The following is a 22,843-nucleotide window of genomic DNA, read 5'->3' as shown; positions in this document are numbered from 1 at the left end:
TATCACTGCCTCTCAGAACTTCTGACATCTCGGAGCTTCTGACATCTCGGAGCTTCTGTCAGCTCGGTATCGTCCTGTCATCTCTGTCTGCCTCGGGACTGATCGTCATGTCGGATGGCAATCCCGCATGGGCAATGGTTGACTGACACTGGCAGAGAGATGACAGGCGTCATGTCACCAGCAGGGCGAGGGTCCTCAAGGAGTGAAGGATGAGTCACAACGAGACAGGCCGACAGTGCGTCAATCAGTTCTTCCATCAGTCGGGCGATATCATCGGCGCGGCGCTTTCCGGCAGTGCCCAGTTGCAGCACCCCGATGGCAGCGGCCTGCGTCTGTCCGCGCCGGACAGCGGCATGCGCCTGGTGGTGCGCGATGACTGGCAGCGCGATCAGGTCGCGCTGATTTCCGGCGGGGGTTCCGGGCATGAGCCCGCGCATGCCGGCTTCGTCGGGGCCGGCATGCTCACCGCGGCGGTATGTGGCGAGCTGTTCGCCTCACCGACGGTGGAGGCGGTGCTCGCGGCGCTCAGAGAGGTGACCGGTGACGCGGGCACCCTGTTGATCGTCAAGAACTACACCGGAGACCGCCTCAATTTCGGTCTGGCGGCCGAACGGGCACGTCAGGAAGGACTCAAGGTCGAGATGGTCATCGTCGCCGATGATGTGGCGCTGCCTGACAACCCGCAGCCGCGCGGGCTGGCTGGCACCTTGCTGGTCCACAAGATCGCCGGGGCACTGGCGGCAGGCGGCGCGGATCTCGAGGAGGTCACCGCCGTGGCGCGCCGGGTGGCGGACAGCTGCTCGACCCTGGGCATGGCACTCGATGTCGGGCGTCATCCCGGCAAGCCGCGTGAGCCACGCGCGCCGGAGCTGGGGCTCGGCATTCATGGCGAGCCGGGCGCCACCACGCTGGAGTTCGCCAGCCACGCTGGAGACTGCGACGTGCATGCCCTGATGGATCAGGTAGTGGCGGCGCTGATACAGGGGCACTCGCGCAAGGAGGCCGGGGGTGACCTGCCCGCCACCGGCCATCTGCTGATGATCAATGATCTGGGTGGCTGCTCGGCATTGGAGCGCGCGGTGCTGCTCGACGAGGCGCTGGCGCATCCGTCGCTGCAGGCGCTGGGCATTCACGCCGTGGTGGGACCCCAGCCGCTGATGACCTCACTGGACATGCACGGCTTCTCGCTGACGCTGTTGCCACTGGACGGCTTGCTGGAAGAGGCACTGGACGCCCGCTGTGCGCCGCGTGCCTGGCCCGGTGTTCAGCGGGTGGTGCCGCTGGCGCATTTCACGCCTCGTCAGGAGGGGGGGCGCGCTGTTCAAGACGCCTCCACTCTTGCCGAGCGCGCCCGAGCCAAGGCCGATTGCCAGGCGCGTGCTGCCCGGGAAGGCCGGGCGAGGGTAGCGCTGCCGGGCGACCCTCAGGTCGAGCAGCGGCTGCGTGCTGTGCTGGAAGTCCTGCTGGCCAGTGAGGTGGATCTCGATCGTCTCGATGCCATCAGCGGGGACGGGGATACCGGCACCACCTTTGCCGGCGGTGCCCGTGCCGTGTTGGAAGCGCTGGAGGACTGTGAGCTGGCCTGTGGTGACAGTGGCGAGCTGATGACCTCCATCGGCAAGCAGCTGGCCTACGGCATGGGCGGTTCCAGTGGCGTGCTGCTCTCGACCCTGTTCACCGCGGCGGCGACGCGGTGGAAGACGCAAGCCAGCGAGGCAGACGCCCGTGCACCTGCCTCGCTGGGGCAGCGCTGGCATGAGGCGCTCGATCACGGCGTGGGGCGGATGCAGCATTACGGCGGCGCCGTGCGCGGGGACCGCAGCCTGCTGGATGCGCTGTTGCCGGCGTTGGACGCACTGCAGGCGTCGGTGCAGGGTGAGCAGCAGGCGTCGGTGCAGGGCGAGCGCATCGATTGGGCCGCGATGGCACGCGCCGCCCGCCAGGGAGCGGATGCCACCGCGGAGATGACCAAGGCACGCGCCGGACGCTCCGCTTACGTGCCTTCCTCCCATCTGGTCGGCCACAACGACCCGGGCGCGGAAGCCGTGGCGCGTGTCTTTGAAGCGCTGGCGGATGCCGCCGAGGAAGCGGCGGGCTGATTCGATTGACCGGCTGAGCCGGTTGACCCGAATGACTAGTGTCTGAGCTCTCCAGCCCCAAAAAGCTCTAAAACCAAAGCCCCATAAACCAAAAGGCCCGCCCATGAACCTCACGTTCAGGGGCGGGCCTTCTGGCATTGCGCGGCAGCCGTCAGGCGACTTTCTGGCGAGTCGGCAGGCGAATCAGACGCGTGGCGATGGCGGTGCCCAGCAGGGTGATGCCCATGCCGGTGAGGATGCGCGCATCGATCACCTCATCGAGCAGCATGTTGCCCCACAGCAAGGCGCTGACCGGTACCAGGAAGGTGACGGAAGTGGTCGCGGTGGCGCCGGCGCTGGCCAGCAGGCGGAAGAAGATCAGGAAGGCGAGGCTGGTGCTGAGTACCGCCAGCGCGATGGCGCTGCCCCAGGCCTCCAGGCTGACGCTGGTTGTCGGCCACATCCACAGGCCCGGAATCAGCAACAGCAGGGACGACATCAGCGAGCTGCCCGCGGCCAGCACCGGTGAGGGCAGGTGACTCAGACGCTGGCGCGAGAAATTGGAGGCGAAGCCATAGCAGAAGGTCGCCCCCAGGGCGGCGAGGATGAACCAGCCATCGCCGCCGAGCTGGAAATCGAGGCGGTCACTCGACAGCACATAGACCCCGCTGAAGGCCACGGCCAGTCCCAGATACTGTTGCTTCTGGATCGGCGTGGCGAACAGCGCCATGCCCAGCAGCGCGGTGAACAGTGGCGTGGTGGCGTTGATCAGCGAGGTGAAGCCGGCCTCCAGCTGGGTGGTGGCCAGCGCCAGCAGGCAGAAGGGCAGTGCCTGACTGGTCAGGCCCAGCACCGCAAGCGGGCCCTTGTGTTCCCACAGCATCTTCAGGCGGCCCGCGCCCAGCAGCAGCGGGGCCAGCACCAGCGCGCCGATGCCCATGCGCAGCAGAATCAATGTGGTCGGGCCGAATTCCGGCGCGGCCACGCGCATGAAGATGAAAGACATGCCCCACAGGGTGGAAAGCAGGACAAGACGCAAGGCATCGCTGGCGGACATGGTGTTCTCGACGTGGCGTGTGGAAGGCAGTCCGCTAGGCTAGCCCCTCACGCGCATCACGGGAAGCACGACCTTGTGTCTGTCGCTGTCCCGCTTCTGCCGAGCTCCAGCCCAGCTTCTGCCCCAGCCCCAGCCCACTGGCCTCAGGAGGCCGGTATCGCACCGCGCTGGATGGCGGCGATATCGCGGGCGGCGCGCTCGAGTGCCGGCAGATGCTTGAGCATGTCCTCACGCGACTGACGCATCACCGGCGCCTGGATCGCCACGCCGATGTTGGAGGGCCCATCGGGATTGGGCGCCAGCACCGCGATGCACACCAGACCGGGCAGAAATTCCTCGTCATCCAGCGCGAAGCCCTGCTGGCGGACCTGCTCGATCTCGGCCTCGACGGACTCGATGTCGGTCAGGGTGTTGCGCGTCATCGCGTTCAGCGGCGTGCCGGTCAGCAGGCGGCGGCGCTGGGCGGGCGGCATCTGGGCCAGAAACAGCTTGCCGCTGGCGGAGCAATGCACCGGCACGCGGGAACCGGGGTGCAGATAGAAGCGCAGCGGGGCCTGGGTCTCGACGCGGTCCAGATACAGCACTTCGCTGCCGGACAGCGCGGTGATGTTGCAGCTCTCGCCGACTTCTTCCATCAGCCGGCTGAGCACGCCGTGGCGCGCGCCCTGCACGGTATCGTTGAGCAGCAGGTTCTCCGCCAGACGGCGCAGCCGGCTGCCCTTGCTGTAATGGCGGTTGTCCGCCTCGCGCTGCAGCATGCCGCTGCCTTCCAGCTGCTGGAGCATGCGATGCAGCGTCGGTTTGGGCAGGCCGGTCTCTTCCACCAGTCCTTGCAGCGTGAAGAACTGATCCTTGGCGGCGATCACCTCCAGCAGCGCCAGTAGACGCTGGGCGGGCGTATCGCCTTCTATCCTGCTGCCTTCCTTGCCGGTGTCCTTGTCAGTGTCCTTGCTGGCACGCGGCAGGCTTGCCTGGGGCTGGGTGGCACTGTTCATGGGCTATTCCCTCCTTCAATCCGTGCGCTGGGCAGTGTGGCGCCGAAACGCTCGGCCCGTCAGTGCCTTGCGTTGCTGTGCCTACTTTAACAGTACTCCATAGGACGGAAGAAGTTTCTAAAAAAGACACGTTTTCTATCATTTTATGAAATCTAGCTTGACGAGCGCCATGGTGAGGGCTAATTTTGGTCACATGTTTCGTTAATCGGAACTAAATGTACCAATAAACATAAAATTGATAGTTGGAGACGCCATGAGCACTCAAGACAGCGCAGACAACCGCAAGGTCGTGCAGGGCAAGCAGAAGATGACGCCCTCCGAGGCTTTCGTGGAAACCATGGTCGCCAATGGCGTCACCGACATGTTCGGCATCATGGGTTCCGCCTTCATGGATGCAATGGACATCTTCGCGCCGGCCGGCATCCGCCTGATCCCGGTGGTGCATGAGCAGGGCGCCGCTCACATGGCCGACGGCTATGCGCGTGTCTCCGGCCGTCATGGTATGGTCATCGGCCAGAACGGCCCGGGCATCTCCAACTGCGTCACCGGCATCGCGGCCGCTTACTGGGCGCACAGCCCGGTGGTCATCGTCACCCCGGAAGCCGGCACCACCGGCATCGGCCTGGGCGGCTTCCAGGAATGCAAGCAGCTGCCGATGTTCCAGGAATTCACCAAGTACCAGGGCCACGTCACCCACCCGTCGCGCATGGCGGAATACACCGGCCGCTGCTTTGATCGCGCCATGTCCGAGATGGGCCCGACCCAGCTCAACATTCCGCGTGACTACTTCTACGGCGAGATCGAGTGCGAGATTCCCAAGCCGGCACGCGTGGACCGTGGCCCGGGTGGCAGCAAGAGTCTGGATGAGGCAGCCGAGCTGCTGGCCAGCGCCAGGTTCCCGGTCATCGTTTCCGGTGGCGGTGTGGTGATGGCGGATGGCGTCGAGGAGTGCAAGGCACTGGCAGAGCGTCTCGGCGCGCCGGTGGTCAACAGCTACCAGCACAACGATTCCTTCCCGGCCAGCCACCCGCTGTGGTGTGGTCCGCTCGGCTATCAGGGCTCCAAGGCGGGCATGAAGCTGATCTCCCAGGCCGATGTCGTCATCGCGCTGGGCACGCGTCTCGGGCCGTTCGGTACCCTGCCGCAGCACGGCATGGACTACTGGCCGAAGGACGCGAAGATCATCCAGATCGACGCCGACCACAAGATGCTGGGGCTGGTGAAGAAGATCTCCGTCGGCATCTGCGGTGACGCGCGTGAAGCGGCCATCGCCCTGACCGAGCGCCTGTCCGGTCGCAATCTCGAGTGCGATGCCACCAAGGATTCGCGCCTCAGCACCATCCGCGAAGAGAAGGCCGCCTGGGAAGCCGAGCTTGACGAGTGGACCCACGAGAAGGACGCCTTCAGCCTCGACGCCATCGACGAGGCCAAGGACGAGAAGCCGTTCTCCGGCGGAGAATACCTGCACCCGCGTCAGGTCCTGCGCGAGCTGGAAAAGGCCATGCCGGAAGATGTCATGGTCTCCACCGACATCGGCAACATCAATTCCGTGGCCCACAGCTATCTGCGCTTCGACAAGCCACGCAGCTTCTTCGCCCCGATGAGCTTCGGCAACTGCGGCTACGCTCTGCCGACCATCATGGGTGCCAAGACCGCCGCGCCGGAACGTCCGGCCATCGCCTACGCCGGTGACGGCGCCTGGGGCATGAGCCTGATGGAAATCATGACCGCCGTGCGTCACGACATTCCGGTCACCGCCGTCGTCTTCCACAACCGTCAGTGGGGCGCCGAGAAGAAGAACCAGGTCGAGTTCTACAACCGTCGCTTCGTCGCCGGTGAGCTGGACAACCAGAGCTTCGCCGAGATCGCACGCTCCATGGGGGCCGAAGGCATCACCGTCGACCGTCTGGAAGACGTGGGCCCGGCGCTCAAGAAGGCCATCGACATGCAGATGAACGAAGGCAAGACCTGCGTCATCGAGGTGATGTGTACGCGCGAACTGGGCGACCCGTTCCGCCGCGACGCCCTCAAGAAGCCGGTGCGTCTGCTCGAGAAGTATCAGGATTACGTGTAACGCCCGGCCCTTGCGCGCCTGAGTGGACAGGCGCGCAAGCGAACATGGCGCAACACGCAAGCTAGACGGAACCTCTCCCTTGCCCCGGCCATTTCTGATGTCCGGGGCTTTTTGGATGTGTCGGCTGCCTGCAAGGGCAGCGAGGAGACAGACATGAAGGCACTCAACAACATTCTGGCGCGGGCCAAGGCAGACCCGCGTCGTATCGTGCTCTGCGAAGGGCAGGACATGCGGGTGGTGCAGGCGGCGATGAGCGCGGCGGAGCAGGGCCTGGCGCAGGTGATGCTGGTGGGCGACCCGACCGTCATCGCCGCCACCGCCAGAGAAGCCGGGCTCGAGGATGGCTCGCTGGGAAGCTGTGAGCTGATCGACCCCGCCATCTCCGAGCACACCGCCAGGCTTGCCGAGGCGCTGCACGCCCATCGCGCGGCCAAGGGCATGACGGCGGAGCAGGCCGCCGAGAAGATTCGTGATCCGCTGACATTCGCCAACATGCTGGTGCGCGAAGGGCTGGCGGATGGCTCGGTGGCGGGGGCGGTGAATACCACCGCCGATGTGGTGCGTAGCGCCATCCAGTTACTGGGCCTGGCGCCGGGCAGCAAGCTGGTCTCCAGCTTCTTTCTGATGATGCTGTGCAAGCCGTTCCACAACCTGAAGGGCGGCATGATCTTCTCGGACTGCGGGCTGGTGATCGACCCCGACGCGGAAGAGCTTTCGCAGATCGCGCTGGCCGCCGCCGACAGCGCCCAGGCTCTGCTCGGGGAAGACCCGCGGGTGGCGATGCTGTCGTTCTCCACCAATGGCAGCGCGCATCACGCCTCGGTGGACAAGGTGGTGCAGGCCGCGCATCTCGTGCGGGAGCAACGCCCGGAGATCGCCATCGATGAAGACGTGCAGCTCGACGCCGCCATCGTGGCGGAAATCGCCGAGCGCAAGCTGCCTACCTCCCGCGTCAAGGGCACCTCCAACGTGCTGGTATTCCCCAATCTGGAAGCCGGCAACATCGGCTACAAGCTTGCCGAACGCATCGGCGGTGCTGAAGCCATCGGCCCGCTGCTCCAGGGCCTCGCCAAACCCGCCAACGACCTCTCGCGCGGCTGCTCCACCGCCGACATCCTCAATGTCATTGCGGTGACTGTCGTCCAGGCACAGCAGCGCACCCCGCAAGACTGATTTTTCCTTCTTTTCCTTCTGTTAGCCGCTCACGGCGTATAGGGCAGGCGAAAGCCTGCCCAGAGTAAAATATAAAATTACACTTGGTTAGTCTTGAATGTCATCTTCGTTATCATTTGTTCTTTTGGGTCTAGGCCCAAAATTGATAGTAGCTCCTTTGGGATCGACCCCACTATATGACATAGTCCCATGATGCGTTTCACTTTTTCTTATTTTATGTTGAAAGGCTATGCCCGATGAAGCTGGTTTTGTGTGTTTTGAGCTTCGTTTTCTTATTTCTATCAAAAACAACCTCTGCTCAATTCTGCTAAGCTTGTTATAAGCTTCGAGGGCTTTTAATAACTTTTCGTTGCTCATAATCTCTCCTTTAAATTTTGTCCACAACAATCACACTTATATCCGAAATAAGGTAGTGATGACCTTATTGGTGTTTTATCGCACTTTGCACAGTTTAAGCCAAGGTTATATAAAGTATGGCTCATCGCTGCTCTTTCTTCTTTGCGCGATACTGAAATTACTCCAATATCTAGTTTTTCTTGATGGTTATAATCATCCCATAATCTTGTTATTTCTTGTTTGGTCGCAGTTAAGTTAGAGTCCTGAAGATCTTTAGCTTTGTTATGGAATTCTAAGTTTTTTTCAATGGCTTTATCAGCGTGTGTTTTTTTGTCCTCCCATTTGTATGCTAGTGAAATTACTGAAATCACAACTTGGATTACACCTAGAATGTAGAATAAAATCTTCAGCTCCTCAGTTATCTGTAGTGAATCAGTATCTGATATTAATAGTAATGAGTAGCTTAATATAGGAACAATTATCCCTAGTAACAGTATGGTAGTAGTTATTCTTGAGTATTTCTTCTTTTTGTTCTTAAGTATAAATACGGTTCCAAAAGAATAAAAAACAATTTCTCTGCATTTCTCTTTATATGATTCTTCTGAAAGTGTCATTATAATAATTCCGAATTTATCAATTAGTTTTAGCGAACATAGTACTATGTTTGTTATTGCAAGATTGTTGTTGGGATAAATTCATTATAGATGAAAAATAAATTTTCGCATATCTAATATATGCAGTGTGATATATTGATAGCGGTTGGATATGTTGACTAGTTTGTTGAGGTGAGCGGTGCTGAATTTGAGTCTAGTAGTGAATTCATAAGCTAGCTTATAAGTGGAACTAGTAAGTGATAACTTTATTAGTTGAATGCGTCGATGTTTCTATTATTCGTGCAGTTATACGTTTATTCCAAAATAATTGTAATGAGAATATTGTTTTCAATTACTTTATTAGTGGGTAATTTTCCCCTGCATTTTTGCTTTAGCGCGTTTAAAGGTTGTAGGAGTCAGTTTAGTGTGATCGATATTTACGCTGGGCCGTTGTGGTCATGCTTGATTGTATTATTTGGTTATCCCTCCTGTTGACCTAGGATTGACTTTGCATTCAATCTATGTAACTTTGAAGCTTTCATGGAAGATGATAATTTTGTTATAAGGAATGCTATGAGTAATTTTAGGATCAAGCTACATAAATGTCGGGTTATATTTTTTGATCTTGAGTTCTATGTGCCCTCAGAGGGTCGAAATAAGAAAGGATTTTGCTATAACCCTTGGCATGATGATCATAGGTTATTGGGTGGTAGCTTTTTAGTTGCAAACCCACAGAAAGACTTTGTTCATAATAGTAAGATTGATAGCGGTAAAGTAGAATCTCTATGGTTATGGGATCATGAGTCTGAAAAAGAGCTCTTAGAGTCTATATATGGCTTAATTAGAAGCTCTTATGATGTTGTCTATAGTGCCCATCAAGGAAAAGTGTCGCCTGTGTTATGTGGTATAGGCATTTCGTCATCTGATGTACCTATTCTTTTCGAGTTGTTTAAGAAACACAGCTTAATTTCTAATGCAGAGGCGTTTTATTTTCAAAATTCTCTCAGAGTAATTGATATATCTCAATTATCTATTGGAGTTTTCAATAATGCTAATAGGTTTATGTATCCAAAAACAAAAAAGAGTATTCTACAGAAATATCTTCCGGAGAGGAAATTCGACGACGGTAAGAGTGTTTGGGACTTATATGACTCAAATAATAGGCTGGCTATAGAAGATAGAGTGGTAGATGAGGTTTTGTGTACATATGAATGTTATATAAAAATATTGGAAGATTTTAGTAATTTTAAAGCTATGGAGAAGAATAAAAAGCGGAGTGATAAACTAACATTAGCAATGCAGTGATTTGGCAAGCAGCAGTAAATGTTTTTGTGTTAGGGGGCAATACTAGATTTTTGGCTAGCTATAAGCTAAAAATCTAGTGCCAAAGTTGTTATTAGTGAATTTCCATTGCTACTTTTTCTTCCCCTGATGTCGACACGCCAGCGCCATGTGATGAACAATCTCATCGGCGAGGGCGTTGTCGAGGGTGCGCTCAAGATCGATGATCAGCTGATTGGGGTAGTAGGCGCTGAGGTCCAGCCCGACGCCGAGGCCGAGGATGGCCTGGCGGCCGGAGCGGGTCTGTTGCGCGACAACCTGCTTGAGGTGGCTGTCGAGGTACTGTTCGTCATTGGCGGTGTTGGTGGCGCTGTCACAGGGGCTGCCATCGGAGATGACGACCAGCAGACGGCGCGCGCCTTCTTTGGCAGGGGCTCCGGTTGGCCCCGCAGAGGCATGGTCGGCGAGACGTGAGCAGGCCCATTGCACGGCTTCGCCATCCACACCTTCGCGGTAGAGATCGGCCTTGAGCAGAGCGCCGAAGTGGCGGCGCGCACGGCGCCACGCCAGCGAGGCGGGCTTGAAGATCAGATACTGCACTTCATTCAGGCGGCCCGGTCGTGCGGGCTTGCCGGCGCGTCGCCAGTCCTTGAGGGCGCGGCCGCCATTCCAGGCGCCAGTGGTGAAGCCGAGCACCTCGGTGGGCACACCGGCCATGTCCAGCGCGCGGGTGAGTATCTCGATCAGCATTGCCACCGCTTCGCCATGTACCTTCATCGAGCCGGAGCAGTCGATCAGGAAACTGATCTGCGCACTGGCCTCGGGCACCCAGCGCTCGCGCTGGAAGACCCGCCGCTCGGCCGGCGAGGAAATCACCTGACTCAGCCGCCGCCCATCGATGATTCCTTCCTCCTCCCCGAAGTGCCATCCCTCACGCTGTGGCGAGCTGAAATGCCGCGCCAGCTGACGTGCCAGGCGCCGCACGTTGATCTTCTGTTCCGCCAGACGCGTATCCAGCGCCTGACGATACTCATCGAGCAGGGCCGCGCGCATGCGTCTGGCCGGTTCCAGCTCGCGGTCATAGGCCGTGGTGAACACCTGATAGGGCAGCAATTCCTCCGGCGCGCCACGCCGATGACTCGGCAGCGGCGATGCCGCCTGCTCCTCGAGCAGACTCGCTTCCTCATCCTCGTTTTCCAGAAACAGCGCGAAGCGTTGTCTGGCATCGGAGTCGTCCTCCTCCTCGCCGTCCTGCTCCTCCAGCGATTCGGCCAGCTCCTGCTCCAGCCACAGGCTGATGCTCAGCGCATGCTGCTGATAGGCCGCCTGATCGAAACGCGTGCGTCTCAGCCCCGCCATGTCAGCGCCCAGTGCCTGATAGAAGGAGGCGCGCGTCGTCTCGATGTAATCCTCCGTCTCGTGGATCACCGCACAGGCCATCAGGCGCGACCAGCACGACTGGATGACGCTGTAGATGAGGATGCCGCTGCTCGTCTCGGTCAGGCCCGCGTGATAGAAGGCCAGGCACCAGTCGGTGAAGCGCCGCGCCAGATTCTCCTTCACGCCGGGCATGTCAGGATCGACCAGCGCCTCGACGCGCAGCTGCTCCAGCAGGTCATAGATCAGGCGGGTTTCCGGCAGCGCCGGACGCGCCGCCAGATGCAGCGCCTCGTTGGTGTGGAGCAGGCGCAACGCGATGGCATCGCTGACCGCGCGATAGTTGTCGAGCGTGCAGTCATCTTCCTCAAGGCGCAGATGCGGCGTGCGCAGTGGCAGCGCCTGAGCATGCCGACTCAGGCGCCGCCCCCGATAGGCCCAGCCGGCCTGACCGCTGAGTGCCCCGAGACTTGCCGCCGCAAGCTCCTCGAGATACTGCTGACGACGGCGTACCTGCTGGGCCGAACTCATGCCCGGGCTCCCTTGTCGATGTCCTGTTCATTCATCAGATCGCTCTCCATCAGCGCCGCGGATTCCTCAAGCTCCCTGGCGAAGCAGCGCTGATAGAACTCGGCGACCAGCGGGCGCTCATGCTCATCGCATTTGTTGAGGTAGGAGAGGCGGAAGGCCAGCGCCGGATTGCGGAAGATCTCGCAGTTCTCCGCCCATGTGATCACGGTACGCGGCGACATCAGGCTCGACAGATCGCCATTGGCGAAGCCCTTGCGGGTGAGGTCCGCCACCGCGACCATCGCGCGAATCAGCGCCTGGCCACGTTCGTTGTCCTTGGCGGGCACGCGGGCCAGCACGATCTTCACTTCCTCATCCCGTGGCAGGTAATCCAGCTTGGCGACGATGTTCCAGCGATCGATCTGCGCATGGTTGAGCAGCTGGGTGCCGTGATAGAGCCCATCCTGATTGCCCAGCCCCACGGTATTGGCGGTGGCGAACAGCCGGAACTGCGGGTGCGGGCGAATCACGCGGTTCTGGTCCAGCAGCGTGAAGTGGCCGTCACGCTCCAGAATGCGCTGGATGACGAACATCACGTCCGGACGGCCGGCATCGTACTCATCGAAGATCAGCGCGATGGGGCGAGTCAGTGACCAGGGCACGATGCCTTCCTGGAATTCGGTGACCTGCACGCCGTCGCGAATCACGATGGCGTCCTTGCCGACCAGATCCAGCCGGCTGACATGGCCATCGAGATTGACGCGCAGGCACGGCCAGTTGAGGCGCGCGGCGATCTGCTCGATATGGGTCGATTTGCCGGTGCCATGCAGGCCCTGAACCATCACGCGGCGGTTGTTGGTGAAGCCGGCGAGGATGGCGAGGGTGACATCGGGATTGAAGCGATAGGCGTCATCAATTTCCGGCACGTGAGCGTCGCGCTCCAGAAAGACCGGCACCTTGAGATCACTGTCGATGCCGAACAGTTCGCGCACGCCGCGCAGCTCAGTGGGCTGCAACTGGCCGGCGGGCAGGGGCTGCTCGGCAGAGGTGGCAGGGTTTGCATCGCTGGCAGGGTTTCTATCACTGACAGAGCTTTCATCACTGCTGGAAGGCGTCAAGCTGGCGTCGCTCACGGGGTGTCTCCCTCGTCATTCTTGTCGGTGGCTGCCAGGCAGACCTGTATCGGGGAGGTCGGCAGACCTGTCGCGAAGACGCAGGAAACCGGGCAGCGGCAATGGCTTGAATATAGCTTTGTTTCTAAAAATAATGCAAATCGTATCGAAATATGAGATTTGTGATTATTCATTCCCCCGCAGGAGCAAGGCAGATGAGCGATACCCTGATCATTGGTGGCGGCGTGATGGGCATGATGATGGCGTGGCAGCTGGCCGAGGCCGGCCAGACGGTCACGCTGCTGGAGCGCGGCCAGTGCGGGCGCGAGGCGTCGTGGGCCGGGGGCGGCATCGTCTCGCCGCTGTATCCGTGGCGCTACTCGAGTGCCATCTCGTCGCTGTCACGCTGGTCAGAAGGCGAATACCCCAGGCTTGCCGAGGCGCTCAAGGAGGCCACCGGCATCGACCCCGAATACCGCCAGAAGGGCTTGATCTACCTGCGGGTGGAGGATGAGGCACTGGCGCTGGACTGGGCGCGCACTCAGCACAAGCCGTTGGAGGTGATCGGGCGGGAGGCGCTCTACGCGCGTGAGCCGCATCTGGCGGCGGGCCATCAGCAGGCGCTGTGGATGCCGACGCTGGGCAGCATCCGCAATCCGCGTCTCGGACAGGCGCTGCGTGCGCGTCTGCTGGCGCATGTGCGTGTCGAGGTGCGCGAAGGCTGCGAGGTGCAGGAGCTGATGATCGGCGCGGATCACCACGTCACGGGCGCACGGCTGGTTGATGAGACCGTCAGCGCAGACAACGTCGTGGTGTGTGGCGGCGCCTGGAGCGGCAGGCTATTGGCCGCGGCCGGTGTACTGCTGCCGGTGCGCCCGGTGAAGGGCCAGATGATGGTGTTCAATCCGGTGGCGGCGGGGCTTTGCAGTGTGGACGAGCCACTATTGTCGCGGGTGGTGCTGTGCGATGGCCGCTACGTGATTCCGCGCGCCGATGGGCGGATTCTGATCGGCTCGACGCTGGAGCATCAGGACTTCGACAAGAGCACCACCGCGCAGGCGCGCGAATCACTGCATGCCAGCGCCGCGAGCATTCTGCCTGCGCTGGGTGAGCTTGAACCGGAGCATCACTGGGCTGGCCTGCGTCCGGGCACGCCGGATGGCACGCCCTTCATAGGCGCGGTACCGGGGCTTCACGGCCTCTACGTGAATGCGGGCCACTACCGTAACGGCCTGGTGCTGGCGCCGGCTGCCACGCGTCTGCTCAGTGACATTCTGCTGGGCCGCGAGAGCTTCATGTCGGCTCAGGCCTTCACGCCGCCGGGAGTCGAGATCGCCACCGCTCTGGCGAGTTGACCCCGCTGTCTCGTGCGGGCTTGGGGGGACGATGGGTCCAGTTGGCACCAGGCACGCCGCAATGGCGCCAACTGGCCCAATCGCTGGCCGCCAACTGGTGCTAAAGGGCAATGATGGCAGGGGCGTAGTCTCGGGGCATGGCGCAGCGATCGCTGATGCCCTTGCTCAAACGACACGCTCGACCAACAAGCCCAACAACAAGACTGCGGAGCCCGACCCATGACCCACCAAGCCACCATCGAACTGCTGAGTGCCTTCTGCGATGCCCTCAACCGTCACGACATCGACGACTGCCTGTCGATGATGACCGATGACTGCGAATTCCTCGCCATCGCCGGGCCGGAACTCGAAGGCAAGACCTTCGCCGGTCAGGACGCAGTGCGCGCGGGCCTCTCCGCTGCCTGGCAGAACGCGCCGGATGCCCAGTGGATCGACGCGGAAATCTTCGCCGATGGCGAGCGTGGCTTCGTCATCAGCACCTACACCGGCACCACTGCCGATGGCGCGCGCAGCGAAGCGCGCATGATCGACGCCTTCACGCTGCGTGACGGCAAGATCGCGATCAAGAATGCCTTCCGCAAGAACCGTCCGCCCGTCAACGTCTGAGCGCCAGCGGTGCACCGATCAGGGAAGAGGTTTCTGAAGCTGTCTTTGCCCCAGGGGCAGCACGTCATGGCGTCAGTTCATGGCGTGCGCGCCCTGCGGGTGAGAGGAGGTGTTCGAGATGGAAACTATCGTGCAGCACGGCGCCCGGCCGTCGGACATGGGCAACGAATCAGAGCTGCGCCCGGCCACTCAGGCCTCGCGGCCGTATGACCCGGCCTACGACCCGCTGGTGAGCGCCACCCCCGGCGAAGGGCGTGACTACGCGCCGACCTACTGGGTCGCCACCGCCGGTGAGCCGCCGGCAGACGATGGCCCGGTGATGGGCGATATCGACGCCGATGTGGTGATCGTCGGCTCCGGCTTCACAGGGCTGACCGCCGCCATCGTGCTGGCCGAGAAGTACGGCATCAAGGCCACCGTGCTGGAGGCCAATCGGGTTAGCTGGGGCTGCTCGACCCGCAATGGCGGTCAGGCGCAGTGCGCCACAGGCCGCCTCAAGCGCTCGCAGTGGATCGAGCGCTACGGGCTCGAGGCCGCCCACGGCCTGCACCGTGAGTGCGTCGAGGGCATGGAGAATTTCAAGGAGCTGATCAAGGACATCGACTGCGATCCGCAGCCGGGCGGTCATCTGTATATCGCCCACCGCGAGCGCATGATGCCGGGGCTGGAGAAGGAGGCGCGCCTGTTGCGCGAGACCTTCCACTACGATGCCCGCATCATCGATGGTGCCACGGTGCGCAACGAGTGGGTCGGGGATGAAGAGGCCTGCGGTGCGATGCACGAGCCGGAAGGCATCGGCGTGCACCCGGGCAAGTTGGCCTTCGGCTATCTGCGCAAGGCGCGACGTCTGGGGGTGAAGGTACACCCGGCAAGTCCGGTGGAGAGCTGGGAGATCCGCGATGGCGTGCACTATCTGAGAACGCCGGGTGGCGTGGTCAAGGCGCGTTCGGTGGGCATGGCCACCGGCGGTTACACCTCCGGCAAGCTGCATCCGGAGCTCGACAAGCGCCTGATGCCGGTGCTCTCCAACTCGCTGGTGACGCGCCCGCTGACGGCGCAGGAAATCGAGGCGACACGCTTTCATACCCACCAGGTGCTCACCGACACTCGCGTGCTGCGCCATTACTACCGCCTGCTGCCGGACAACCGCCTGCAGATCGGTAGCCGCAGTGCCGTGTCAGGCCGTGACGCGCCCAAGGCGCAATACGAGCAGCTGCTGATCGCCGACATGCATCGCAAGTTCCCGGCGCTGACCGGCATCGAGGTCGATTACTCCTGGTGGGGCTGGGTGGATGTCAGTCACGACATGATGCCGCGCATCCATCAGCCGGACCCGAAGCAGAGCGTCTATTACGCCATGGGCTATGGCGGCAACGGCGTGATGTACTCCGCCCAGGCGGGCAAGCGTCTCGCCCAGTGGATCGCCAGGGACGCGGCGGATCTGGTGCTGCCGATCTTCCAGTCACGTCTGCCGTATCCCAATGTGCTCAACAAGGTCGAATCGCCGCTGTTCGCGCCGTTCCGTCGCACCGGCCAGCGTTGCCTGTATCGCTGGTATGCGATGAAGGACGAGGCGCAGTAGCCTGCAAGTGAGGTTGCCTGAAGGACAAGAGGCTCCCTGATTGCCACGTCTTGTTGGCCAGTCAGGGAGCCTCTTTTTTAGCTATAGGGTAATAGTTTGCCATTAGTGCCTGTCGAGAATCAGGCGCTCATGTCAGTGACCCTTTCGGGTGCCTGCATCGCCAGTGGCACCAGCTCGGCCAGTTTCATGATGCCGGCTTCGATACGCGATTCCGGAATCGCCGAGAAGCCGAGGCGGAAGTAGTGGCGATGACGATCGCGATCGCAGAAGAAGTGCAGATCGCCCACCTCGATCAGAATGCTCTGCTGGCGGGCGAGGGCGGCCAGTCGATGGGCATCCAGGCTGGCCGGCCCGTGCATCCAGAAGCAGGAACCGCCATAGGTGGAGGGCGTGCTCATCATCGGCAGGTGACGCAGGATGGCGTCGCGCATCACCAGGAAGCGGCGCTGCATCACCTGATGCATCTGGTTGAGCAGGCTGTCGTGATAGCCCCGCGCGATGAAGAGGCCCACCGCGCGCTGATTGTTGGTCGGCGGATGGCGCAGCATCAGGCGGCGCAGTGCACGCGCCTCACGAATCAGCGTGGGGTGCGCGACCATGTAGCCCAGACGCAGGCCGGGGGCGAGGGTCTTGGAGAGGCTGCCGACATAGATGACCCGCTTGTGGCGATCGAGGCTCTTGAGCGCTGGCGTCGGGTTGTCGGCGTAGTTGCTCTCGCTCTCGTAGTCGTCCTCGATGATCAGGAAATTGCCCGTCTCGGCCATGTCCAGCAGCTGGCGGCGGCGCTCCAGCGGCAAGGTCACGCCGGTGGGTGACTGGTGACTGGGCGAGACGAACACCAGCCGGCAGTCCTTGAGCGATTCCACCGGCTGCAGGCCCTTGCCGTCGATGGGCAGCAGCTGGATGTCGTCCGTGAAGGTACGCGCGATGTTGTACATGTCGACGTAGCCCGGGTTTTCCATCGCGAACCGCTGGCCCTGCTTGAGCAGCAGCATGCAGCTGATCCACAGCGCCTGCTGCGCCCCCACCGTGATCAGGATCTCCTCCGGGCTTGCCCAGACTCCCCGGCGTGGCAACAGCCGCTGGTGAATCTGCTCGACCAGCAACGGGTCATCATGATTGATGTGGTCCACCGACCAGCTGCGGATCGACGGCACGCTCATCGAGTCCCGGCTGCATTCCCGCCAGTGCTGGGTGGGGAAGAATTCCGGGTCCAGCTGGCCATACAGGAAGGGGTAGTCGTACTGGTGCCAGTCGCCGGGTTTCTCGATGGCACGTTGCACGGAGGGCTTGATGGCCAGGCGCTCATCCCAGTCGAGGCTGTCGGCATCGATGTCATTGAGGCGTACCGGCGTGTCGGCGCGGCCCTTGAGAATGTCGGGGTTGATGAAATAGCCGCTGCGCTGGCGCGCGATCAGGAAGCCGTCATCCAGCAGCTGGTCATAGGCCAGCATTACGGTATTGCGCGCGACATTCAGCTCGCGGGCCAGCTTGCGGCTGGAGGGCAGTGCCTCATCGCGGGGCAGATGGCCCTCGAGAATGGCTTGCGAGATCTGCTCGCGTATCTGGAACTGCAGACTTTCCTTGCGCGAGGCATCGAGGTGAAACAGCGGGTGGCTCATGCATCTTCTCTGTTGTTGTCGCGGGGATCTTCGTGGAAGTCCCCGTTTTTCATGCATTTTTCATACCTGCCTGTCCCGTCATGTCCAGGGCGAGCGGTGAGCTTGATCGCCTCGTCATGCGTCGGGAATGCCCTCATTGAGGCAGACGGCGCGGGGCAGGGCAAGCGCCTGGCGAGACTGGCCCCATCGATGGGAGTGGACTGGTTCTATGGAGGTCTGGCGCAGGGGAAGAAAGTGAAGTGGCAAGCACAGTGACAGCACGACGCGACTTCCCACTCCCTCTCTTGAGGGCTGCAGATGAGTGTGTGATGGACCTCGTGAATGACAGACCGACACTGCTGGAGGTGGGAGGCAGAGAGGGCGTCATTGACGAGTGCCGGTGCAGTGCCACGCTCGCGGTCACACGCAGCCGTCAGGAGCCCGCAACAACAATAACGACGGGACAGACAAGATGATCGACTCGACACAGACCCAATCAGCAGACCTCCGCGACTTCTCTGGCGCCAGCGCGCTCAAGGCGTCATTGGCCGTCGCGGTGATGGCCGCGAGTCTGGCCATGGCTGGGGGCGCCAATGCCGCGACCTGGAAGATGGCCCTGGGGGACGCCGCCGGTGGCACCCAGTACGAGCTGGGCAAGACCTTCGCAAGCCTGGTGGAAGAGAAGTCCGGCGGTGACATCAAGGTTGACCTCTTCCCCAACGGCCAGCTGGGCAGCGAGCAGGACACCGTCAACAACGCCAGCATGGGCCTGGTGGATCTGTCCGTAGTGGCGATCAACAACCTGACGCCCTTCTCGCCGAGCGTCGGCGTGCTGACCCTGCCGTATGTCATCCACGGCCCTGACGATGCCAAGGCGCTGACCCACGGCAAGATCGGCGATGAGCTGCGTGACAATACCCTGCGCGATTCCGGTATCCGCATTCTGGGCTGGGCCTATTCCGGCTGCCGTCGTCTGACCAATTCCAAGCAGGCCGTCGCCTCACCCGAGGACCTGGCCGGCATGGTCATCCGCGTGCCCAAGAACGAGATCATGATCTCCTCCTACCAGTCCTGGGGCGTCAATCCCAACCCGCTGGCGTGGTCCGAGACCTTCACCGCCCTGCAGCAGGGTGTCGTCGATGGCCAGGACAATCCCTACATCACCATCGATGCCATGAAGTTCTACGAAGTGCAGAACCATGTCACCGACAGCTGTTACGTGTTCTCGATGGAACCGCTGATCATGGGCGAAGGCACCTTCCAGAGCTTGAGCGAAGAGCAGCAGACGCTGGTGCTGGCGGCGGGTGAAGAGGCGACGTCCCACAGCTACGACTACCTGCTGGCCACCGAGGATTCCATCAAGAAATCACTGGTGGAAGAGCACGGCATGACCATCACCCAGCCCGCCAATGACGAAAAGGAATGGATCGCCAAGGCGTCCAGCATCTGGCCGGACTTCTACGACAGCATCGGTGGGCGCGACAAGCTGGTGGAAGTGCTCGAGACACTCGGGCGTGATCCGTCCACCGCTCCCTGATGACGCGCTGAGCTGCTGAGGCTTTCAACGGCCCGTCCGCCACTCCCCTGTCTGTCGTCCTGCGAAGGGCGCCAGACAGGGGTGGCGAATGCCATCGATGTCAGGAGACGTATCTGCATGCGGATATTTCTGAAGTGTCTGGACAATCTCGAGAATTATCTCTGCCAGTGCCTGCTGGTGGTGTTCGTCATCATTCTCTTCGCGCAGATCATGCTGCGTAACCTTTTCAGCTACTCGATTCCCTGGGGAGACGAGCTGGCGACCTATGCCTTCGTGTGGTTTGCCTATCTCGGGGCGGTCTATGCCACCCGCATGTCGGCGCACAACCGCGTGACCTTCCAGTTCCGTTTTCTGCCGCGCTGGGTGGAAACCGCCTGTGGCGTGCTCACCGATATCATCTGGATCGCCTTCAATGCGGTGTTCATCTATTACAGCTACGACTTCGTGTTCAACAAGATGAACCTGTTCTGGAAGTCGCAGACGATGGGCGTGCCGATGAAGTACTTCTATCTGATTCTGCCGCTGGCCTTTACCGCCATGACGGTGCGCATTCTCCAGACCAACTATCTCAAGTTCGTGCGCAAGGAAGACATCGTGGACCCGGATTCCCAGGCAATGCAGGAGCTGAAGCAGACAGGCCCATCCGTCAATGATGACGACCAGCGCGGGAGCGGGACACCATGATCGATTCCACCATCATCTATATCCTGTTTGGCGTCTTCTTCCTGTTGCTGGTGCTTGGCGCACCGATCACCGTCTCGCTGGGGGTCGCGGCACTGGCGACCTACCTGAGCATCGGCGAGAACCCGATGGCCTTCGTGCAGATCGCCTTTACCTCGGTGGGCGCCTTCCCGCTGATGGCATTGCCGGCCTTCATTCTGGCCGGGGCGCTGATGGAGGCCGCCGGCATCTCGCGGCGTCTTGTCGATATCGCCGAGGCCTTTGCCGGCCCGGTGACCGGGGGGCTTGCCGCCGCCACGGTGTTTGCCTGCATGTTCTTCGGCGCGATTTCCGGCTCCGGACCTGCCACCACGGCGGCGGTCGGCATGCTGATGATTCCGGCGATGGCCAAGCGCGGCTATGACCGGGGATATGCCTCGGCGGTCACGGCGTCTTCCGGTGGACTGGGCGTGGTGATTCCGCCCTCGATCCCGATGGTGATCTTCGGGATTTCCGGCATGGGGCTGCAGCCACCCCCCGAAGCGGTGGCGCTGCATGGCGATTTCCAGACACTCTCCATCCCGAAGCTGTTCATCGCGGGTGTCATGCCCGGCGTGGTGATCGCCGGCTTCCTGCTGATGATCAACTACGTGATCTCGAAGAAACGCGGCTATCGCGGGCTGACCAACAGCTGGTCGTGGACACATATCCGCGCCACCTTGAGGAAGGGGATCTGGTCGATGCTGGCGCCCTTCATCATCCTCGGCGGCATCTACAGCGGCCTGTTCACGCCGACCGAATCCGCCATCGTCGCCATCGTCTACACCCTGATCGTCGGCATCTTCCTGCACAAGGAACTCAAGTGGAAGCCGACGCTGCGCACTCTGGAAACCACTACCTGGATCACCGGTCGCGTGCTGCTGATCCTGTTCACGGCGACGGTGTTCGGGCGGCTGCTGGTCGAGCAACGCGTGCCGGCCCATATCGCCGAGGGCATGCTGGCGATGACCGACAACCTCTATCTCATCTGGGCGATGATCATCGTCTTCCTGCTGTTCGTCGGCATGTTCATGGAGACGCTGGCCGCGATCATGATTCTCACCCCGGTGCTGCTGCCGATCATGTACATGCTGGGGATGGACCCGGTGCACGTGGGCATCGTGGTGGTCTGTGCGCTGGCCATCGGCTTCCAGACGCCACCGCTGGGGGAGAACCTCTTCGTGGCCTCGGGGATAGGCGGGGCCTCCATCGAGGAGATTTCGCTCAAGGCATTGCCCTTTGCGGCAGGGTCGGTGGCGGCCATCTTCCTGATCGCCTATGTGCCTGAGATCTCGCTGTGGCTACCCAGGGTGATGGGTTACTGAAAGGCCAGCGGCACCTGATGCCTCTCATCAACGGCAAGGAGAGTGGATATGCCGGCAGTCAGACGAATCCTGTGTTGTGTGGGCCTGCGCGGAGACTGTGAGCGGGTACTGGCGCGCTCGGTATGGTTGGCGGGCGCGACGGGCGCCGAGCTGCATGTGCTGCATGCGGTGAAGGCGCTGTCGGATGACGTGATGAACACCCTCAAGGTCAACATCCGTCACAAGCCGACGCTGGAGGGCCTGATGCAGCAACGGCTCGATCAGGCGAGGGAGAACCTGGAAAAGATGATGGAGGACTTCTGGAGCACCTATGACGACGGCGATCCACGTCCGGTGATCGCCGGGTTGAATGTGGTGGAGGGCTATCCGGCCTCGGAGATCATCCGCTACGCCACGCGCCATGACTGCGACATGATCATCATGGCCACCAACAAGCGCGGCTTCGTGGCCTCCTACGCGGGCAAGGTCACCAAGGGGGTGATCAAGCGCGCCAGCATTCCGGTGGTGGTGGTACCGACGCCCTGAGCCCAGTGGGAGAGACGCCCCGGAAGAGACGCCTTGGAAACAGGCGGAGGCAGCAAGACCATATGAAACAGCTCGCCCCCACAGGACAGTGACTGTCTGCGGGGGCGAGCTGTTTGAGTGTCATGCAACTCGAGCGATGCCAGTCGAGCGATGCCAGTCGAGTGATCTCTTTCGGGCTATGCCAGTCGGGCGATGTCTTTCGGGCGATGCAGCGGGGAAGCCACGGTCTATAGCGTACCTTCCAGCTCAGTGGCGATCTGGCGCATCAGCGGTGCCCATTCCAGCAAGGACTCGATGGAGTGGCGCAGGCGTGGCGCGTGGATCGCCAGGGTGGCCTGGATCTGGCCGACATCATCGAAGACCGGCACGGCAATCGCCACCATGCCCTGGATGAACTCCTCGTCGTCGGTGCTCAGCTGATTGCGCACCACGGTGTCGAGTGCCTCTTCCAGCGTAGCCCGCGAGGTCAGCGTGCAGGGTGTATGGGCCTCGAGCGCGAGACTCTGCAGCAGCGCGCGGCGACGGTGCAGCGGCATCAGTGCCAGAAACAGCTTGCCGCTCGCGGTGCAGTGCAAGGGCAGGTGCGAGCCGGGGGCCAGCTGGATACGCACCGGCCAGTTGGTTTCCACGCGGTCGTAGTACATCACCTCGTGGCCATCCAGCAGGGTCAGGTTGCAGGTCTCGCCGACCTTCCCGGCCAGCTTTTCCAGCAGTACGCGGCGCGGCGCCTTGAGGCCCTCATTGGCCAGTGCACCCAGCGACATGCGCCGGAAGCGCTGGCCGGGCAACAGGTGACGGCCATCCAGATCCCGGCTGATCAGCTGCTGTTCCTCCAGCTGCTTGAGCAGACGGTGCACGGTGGGCTTGGGAATCTCGAAGCGCTTCTCGAGATCCGCGGCGCTGATGGGGTGCTGAGCGGTGACGACCTCTTCCAGCAGGCCCAGCGCGCGAAAGAGCGTCGAATTCGTGGGAGTGTCCTTGCTCATCTAGTGTCCTCATCCTGCCTGTCGGTGCGTGTCGCGGAAGG

19 protein-coding genes are annotated in these 22,843 nt (G+C 61.2%); 11 read left to right on the top strand and 8 right to left on the bottom strand.

Features of this window, described 5'->3' with window-relative positions:
* The first annotated feature begins 209 nt into the window (after positions 1 to 209).
* Complete coding sequence (locus OW493_RS13265; RefSeq protein ID WP_289864391.1) at positions 210 to 2,099, top strand: dihydroxyacetone kinase subunit DhaK; 1,890 nt, start codon at positions 210 to 212, stop codon at positions 2,097 to 2,099.
* Between the two features lie 151 nt (positions 2,100 to 2,250).
* Here OW493_RS13265 and OW493_RS13260 read toward each other — a convergent pair whose 3' ends face one another.
* Together OW493_RS13260 and OW493_RS13255 are read right to left on the bottom strand one after the other, a co-directional pair.
* Positions 2,251 to 3,135, bottom strand: coding sequence for a DMT family transporter (locus OW493_RS13260; RefSeq protein WP_289864390.1), 885 nt, complete (start codon positions 3,133 to 3,135; stop codon positions 2,251 to 2,253).
* A gap of 143 nt (positions 3,136 to 3,278) precedes the next feature.
* Positions 3,279 to 4,130 (bottom strand): IclR family transcriptional regulator, encoded by an 852-nt coding sequence (locus OW493_RS13255; protein WP_289864389.1) that lies wholly within the window; start codon positions 4,128 to 4,130, stop codon positions 3,279 to 3,281.
* A gap of 253 nt (positions 4,131 to 4,383) precedes the next feature.
* Between OW493_RS13255 and xsc the strand changes: the two genes are divergently transcribed.
* On the top strand, positions 4,384 to 6,204 hold the full coding sequence (gene xsc, locus OW493_RS13250; protein WP_233593319.1) for a sulfoacetaldehyde acetyltransferase: 1,821 nt from the start codon (positions 4,384 to 4,386) through the stop codon (positions 6,202 to 6,204).
* Between the two features lie 153 nt (positions 6,205 to 6,357).
* Positions 6,358 to 7,377 (top strand): phosphate acetyltransferase, encoded by a 1,020-nt coding sequence (gene pta / locus OW493_RS13245; RefSeq protein WP_289864387.1) that lies wholly within the window; start codon positions 6,358 to 6,360, stop codon positions 7,375 to 7,377.
* 87 nt (positions 7,378 to 7,464) lie between these two features.
* Here pta and OW493_RS13240 read toward each other — a convergent pair whose 3' ends face one another.
* Positions 7,465 to 7,734 (bottom strand): hypothetical protein, encoded by a 270-nt coding sequence (locus tag OW493_RS13240; RefSeq protein ID WP_289864386.1) that lies wholly within the window; start codon positions 7,732 to 7,734, stop codon positions 7,465 to 7,467.
* A complete protein-coding gene (locus OW493_RS13235) occupies positions 7,731 to 8,327 on the bottom strand; it encodes a mobilome CxxCx(11)CxxC protein (RefSeq protein ID WP_289864384.1) in 597 nt (198 codons plus the stop codon). Before OW493_RS13235 ends, OW493_RS13240 begins: the two co-directional genes overlap by 4 nt.
* A gap of 519 nt (positions 8,328 to 8,846) precedes the next feature.
* Here OW493_RS13235 and OW493_RS13230 point away from each other — a divergent pair.
* The gene (locus OW493_RS13230; protein ID WP_289864383.1) at positions 8,847 to 9,611 is read left to right on the top strand and encodes a hypothetical protein; all 765 of its coding nucleotides are present in this window, start codon (positions 8,847 to 8,849) and stop codon (positions 9,609 to 9,611) included.
* Between the two features lie 108 nt (positions 9,612 to 9,719).
* Here the strand turns inward: OW493_RS13230 and OW493_RS13225 are convergent, their stop codons facing one another.
* Both OW493_RS13225 and OW493_RS13220 read right to left on the bottom strand, forming a co-directional pair.
* Positions 9,720 to 11,495: a cobalamin biosynthesis protein CobT gene (locus tag OW493_RS13225; RefSeq protein ID WP_289864382.1), complete on the bottom strand. Its 1,776-nt coding sequence runs from the start codon at positions 11,493 to 11,495 to the stop codon at positions 9,720 to 9,722.
* Positions 11,492 to 12,607, bottom strand: a complete 1,116-nt coding sequence (locus tag OW493_RS13220; RefSeq protein ID WP_289864381.1) for an AAA family ATPase — start codon at positions 12,605 to 12,607, stop codon at positions 11,492 to 11,494. Before OW493_RS13220 ends, OW493_RS13225 begins: the two co-directional genes overlap by 4 nt.
* A gap of 194 nt (positions 12,608 to 12,801) precedes the next feature.
* Between OW493_RS13220 and thiO the strand changes: the two genes are divergently transcribed.
* The 3 genes from thiO (at position 12,802) to OW493_RS13205 (ending at position 16,129) form a co-directional block, all read left to right on the top strand.
* On the top strand, positions 12,802 to 13,941 hold the full coding sequence (thiO, locus tag OW493_RS13215) for a glycine oxidase ThiO (RefSeq protein ID WP_289864380.1): 1,140 nt from the start codon (positions 12,802 to 12,804) through the stop codon (positions 13,939 to 13,941).
* Positions 13,942 to 14,160: 219 nt separating this feature from the next.
* The gene (locus OW493_RS13210) at positions 14,161 to 14,547 is read left to right on the top strand and encodes a nuclear transport factor 2 family protein (protein ID WP_077374898.1); all 387 of its coding nucleotides are present in this window, start codon (positions 14,161 to 14,163) and stop codon (positions 14,545 to 14,547) included.
* Between the two features lie 118 nt (positions 14,548 to 14,665).
* Positions 14,666 to 16,129, top strand: coding sequence for an FAD-binding oxidoreductase (locus tag OW493_RS13205; RefSeq protein WP_289864379.1), 1,464 nt, complete (start codon positions 14,666 to 14,668; stop codon positions 16,127 to 16,129).
* Between the two features lie 119 nt (positions 16,130 to 16,248).
* On the opposite strand, the gene OW493_RS13200 is transcribed toward OW493_RS13205, so the two are convergent.
* The gene (locus OW493_RS13200; protein ID WP_136938741.1) at positions 16,249 to 17,751 is read right to left on the bottom strand and encodes a PLP-dependent aminotransferase family protein; all 1,503 of its coding nucleotides are present in this window, start codon (positions 17,749 to 17,751) and stop codon (positions 16,249 to 16,251) included.
* A 451-nt stretch (positions 17,752 to 18,202) separates the two neighbouring features.
* On the opposite strand from OW493_RS13200, the gene OW493_RS13195 reads away from it, so the two are divergent.
* The 4 genes from OW493_RS13195 (at position 18,203) to OW493_RS13180 (ending at position 21,816) form a co-directional block, all read left to right on the top strand.
* Positions 18,203 to 19,267 carry a TRAP transporter substrate-binding protein gene (locus OW493_RS13195; RefSeq protein ID WP_289864378.1) on the top strand — a complete coding sequence of 355 codons (1,065 nt, stop codon included), beginning with the start codon at positions 18,203 to 18,205 and terminating at the stop codon, positions 19,265 to 19,267.
* Positions 19,268 to 19,384: 117 nt separating this feature from the next.
* Entirely contained in the window at positions 19,385 to 19,951 is a 567-nt protein-coding gene (locus OW493_RS13190; protein WP_191237519.1) for a TRAP transporter small permease, read from the top strand.
* Positions 19,948 to 21,291, top strand: a complete 1,344-nt coding sequence (locus tag OW493_RS13185; protein WP_205632734.1) for a TRAP transporter large permease — start codon at positions 19,948 to 19,950, stop codon at positions 21,289 to 21,291. The genes OW493_RS13190 and OW493_RS13185 overlap by 4 nt, the downstream gene beginning before the upstream one ends.
* A gap of 48 nt (positions 21,292 to 21,339) precedes the next feature.
* Positions 21,340 to 21,816, top strand: coding sequence for a universal stress protein (locus OW493_RS13180; RefSeq protein ID WP_289864377.1), 477 nt, complete (start codon positions 21,340 to 21,342; stop codon positions 21,814 to 21,816).
* A gap of 227 nt (positions 21,817 to 22,043) precedes the next feature.
* Here OW493_RS13180 and OW493_RS13175 read toward each other — a convergent pair whose 3' ends face one another.
* Positions 22,044 to 22,802: an IclR family transcriptional regulator gene (locus tag OW493_RS13175; protein WP_077374884.1), complete on the bottom strand. Its 759-nt coding sequence runs from the start codon at positions 22,800 to 22,802 to the stop codon at positions 22,044 to 22,046.
* Between the last annotated feature and the right edge of the window lie 41 nt (positions 22,803 to 22,843).

This window comes from Cobetia sp. 14N.309.X.WAT.E.A4 (genome assembly GCF_030397495.1).
GTDB classification, from domain to species: Bacteria; Pseudomonadota; Gammaproteobacteria; order Pseudomonadales; family Halomonadaceae; genus Cobetia; species Cobetia marina.
The sequence above is the reverse complement of the archived record's forward strand: the minus strand, read 5'-3'. Positions and strand labels throughout refer to the sequence as shown.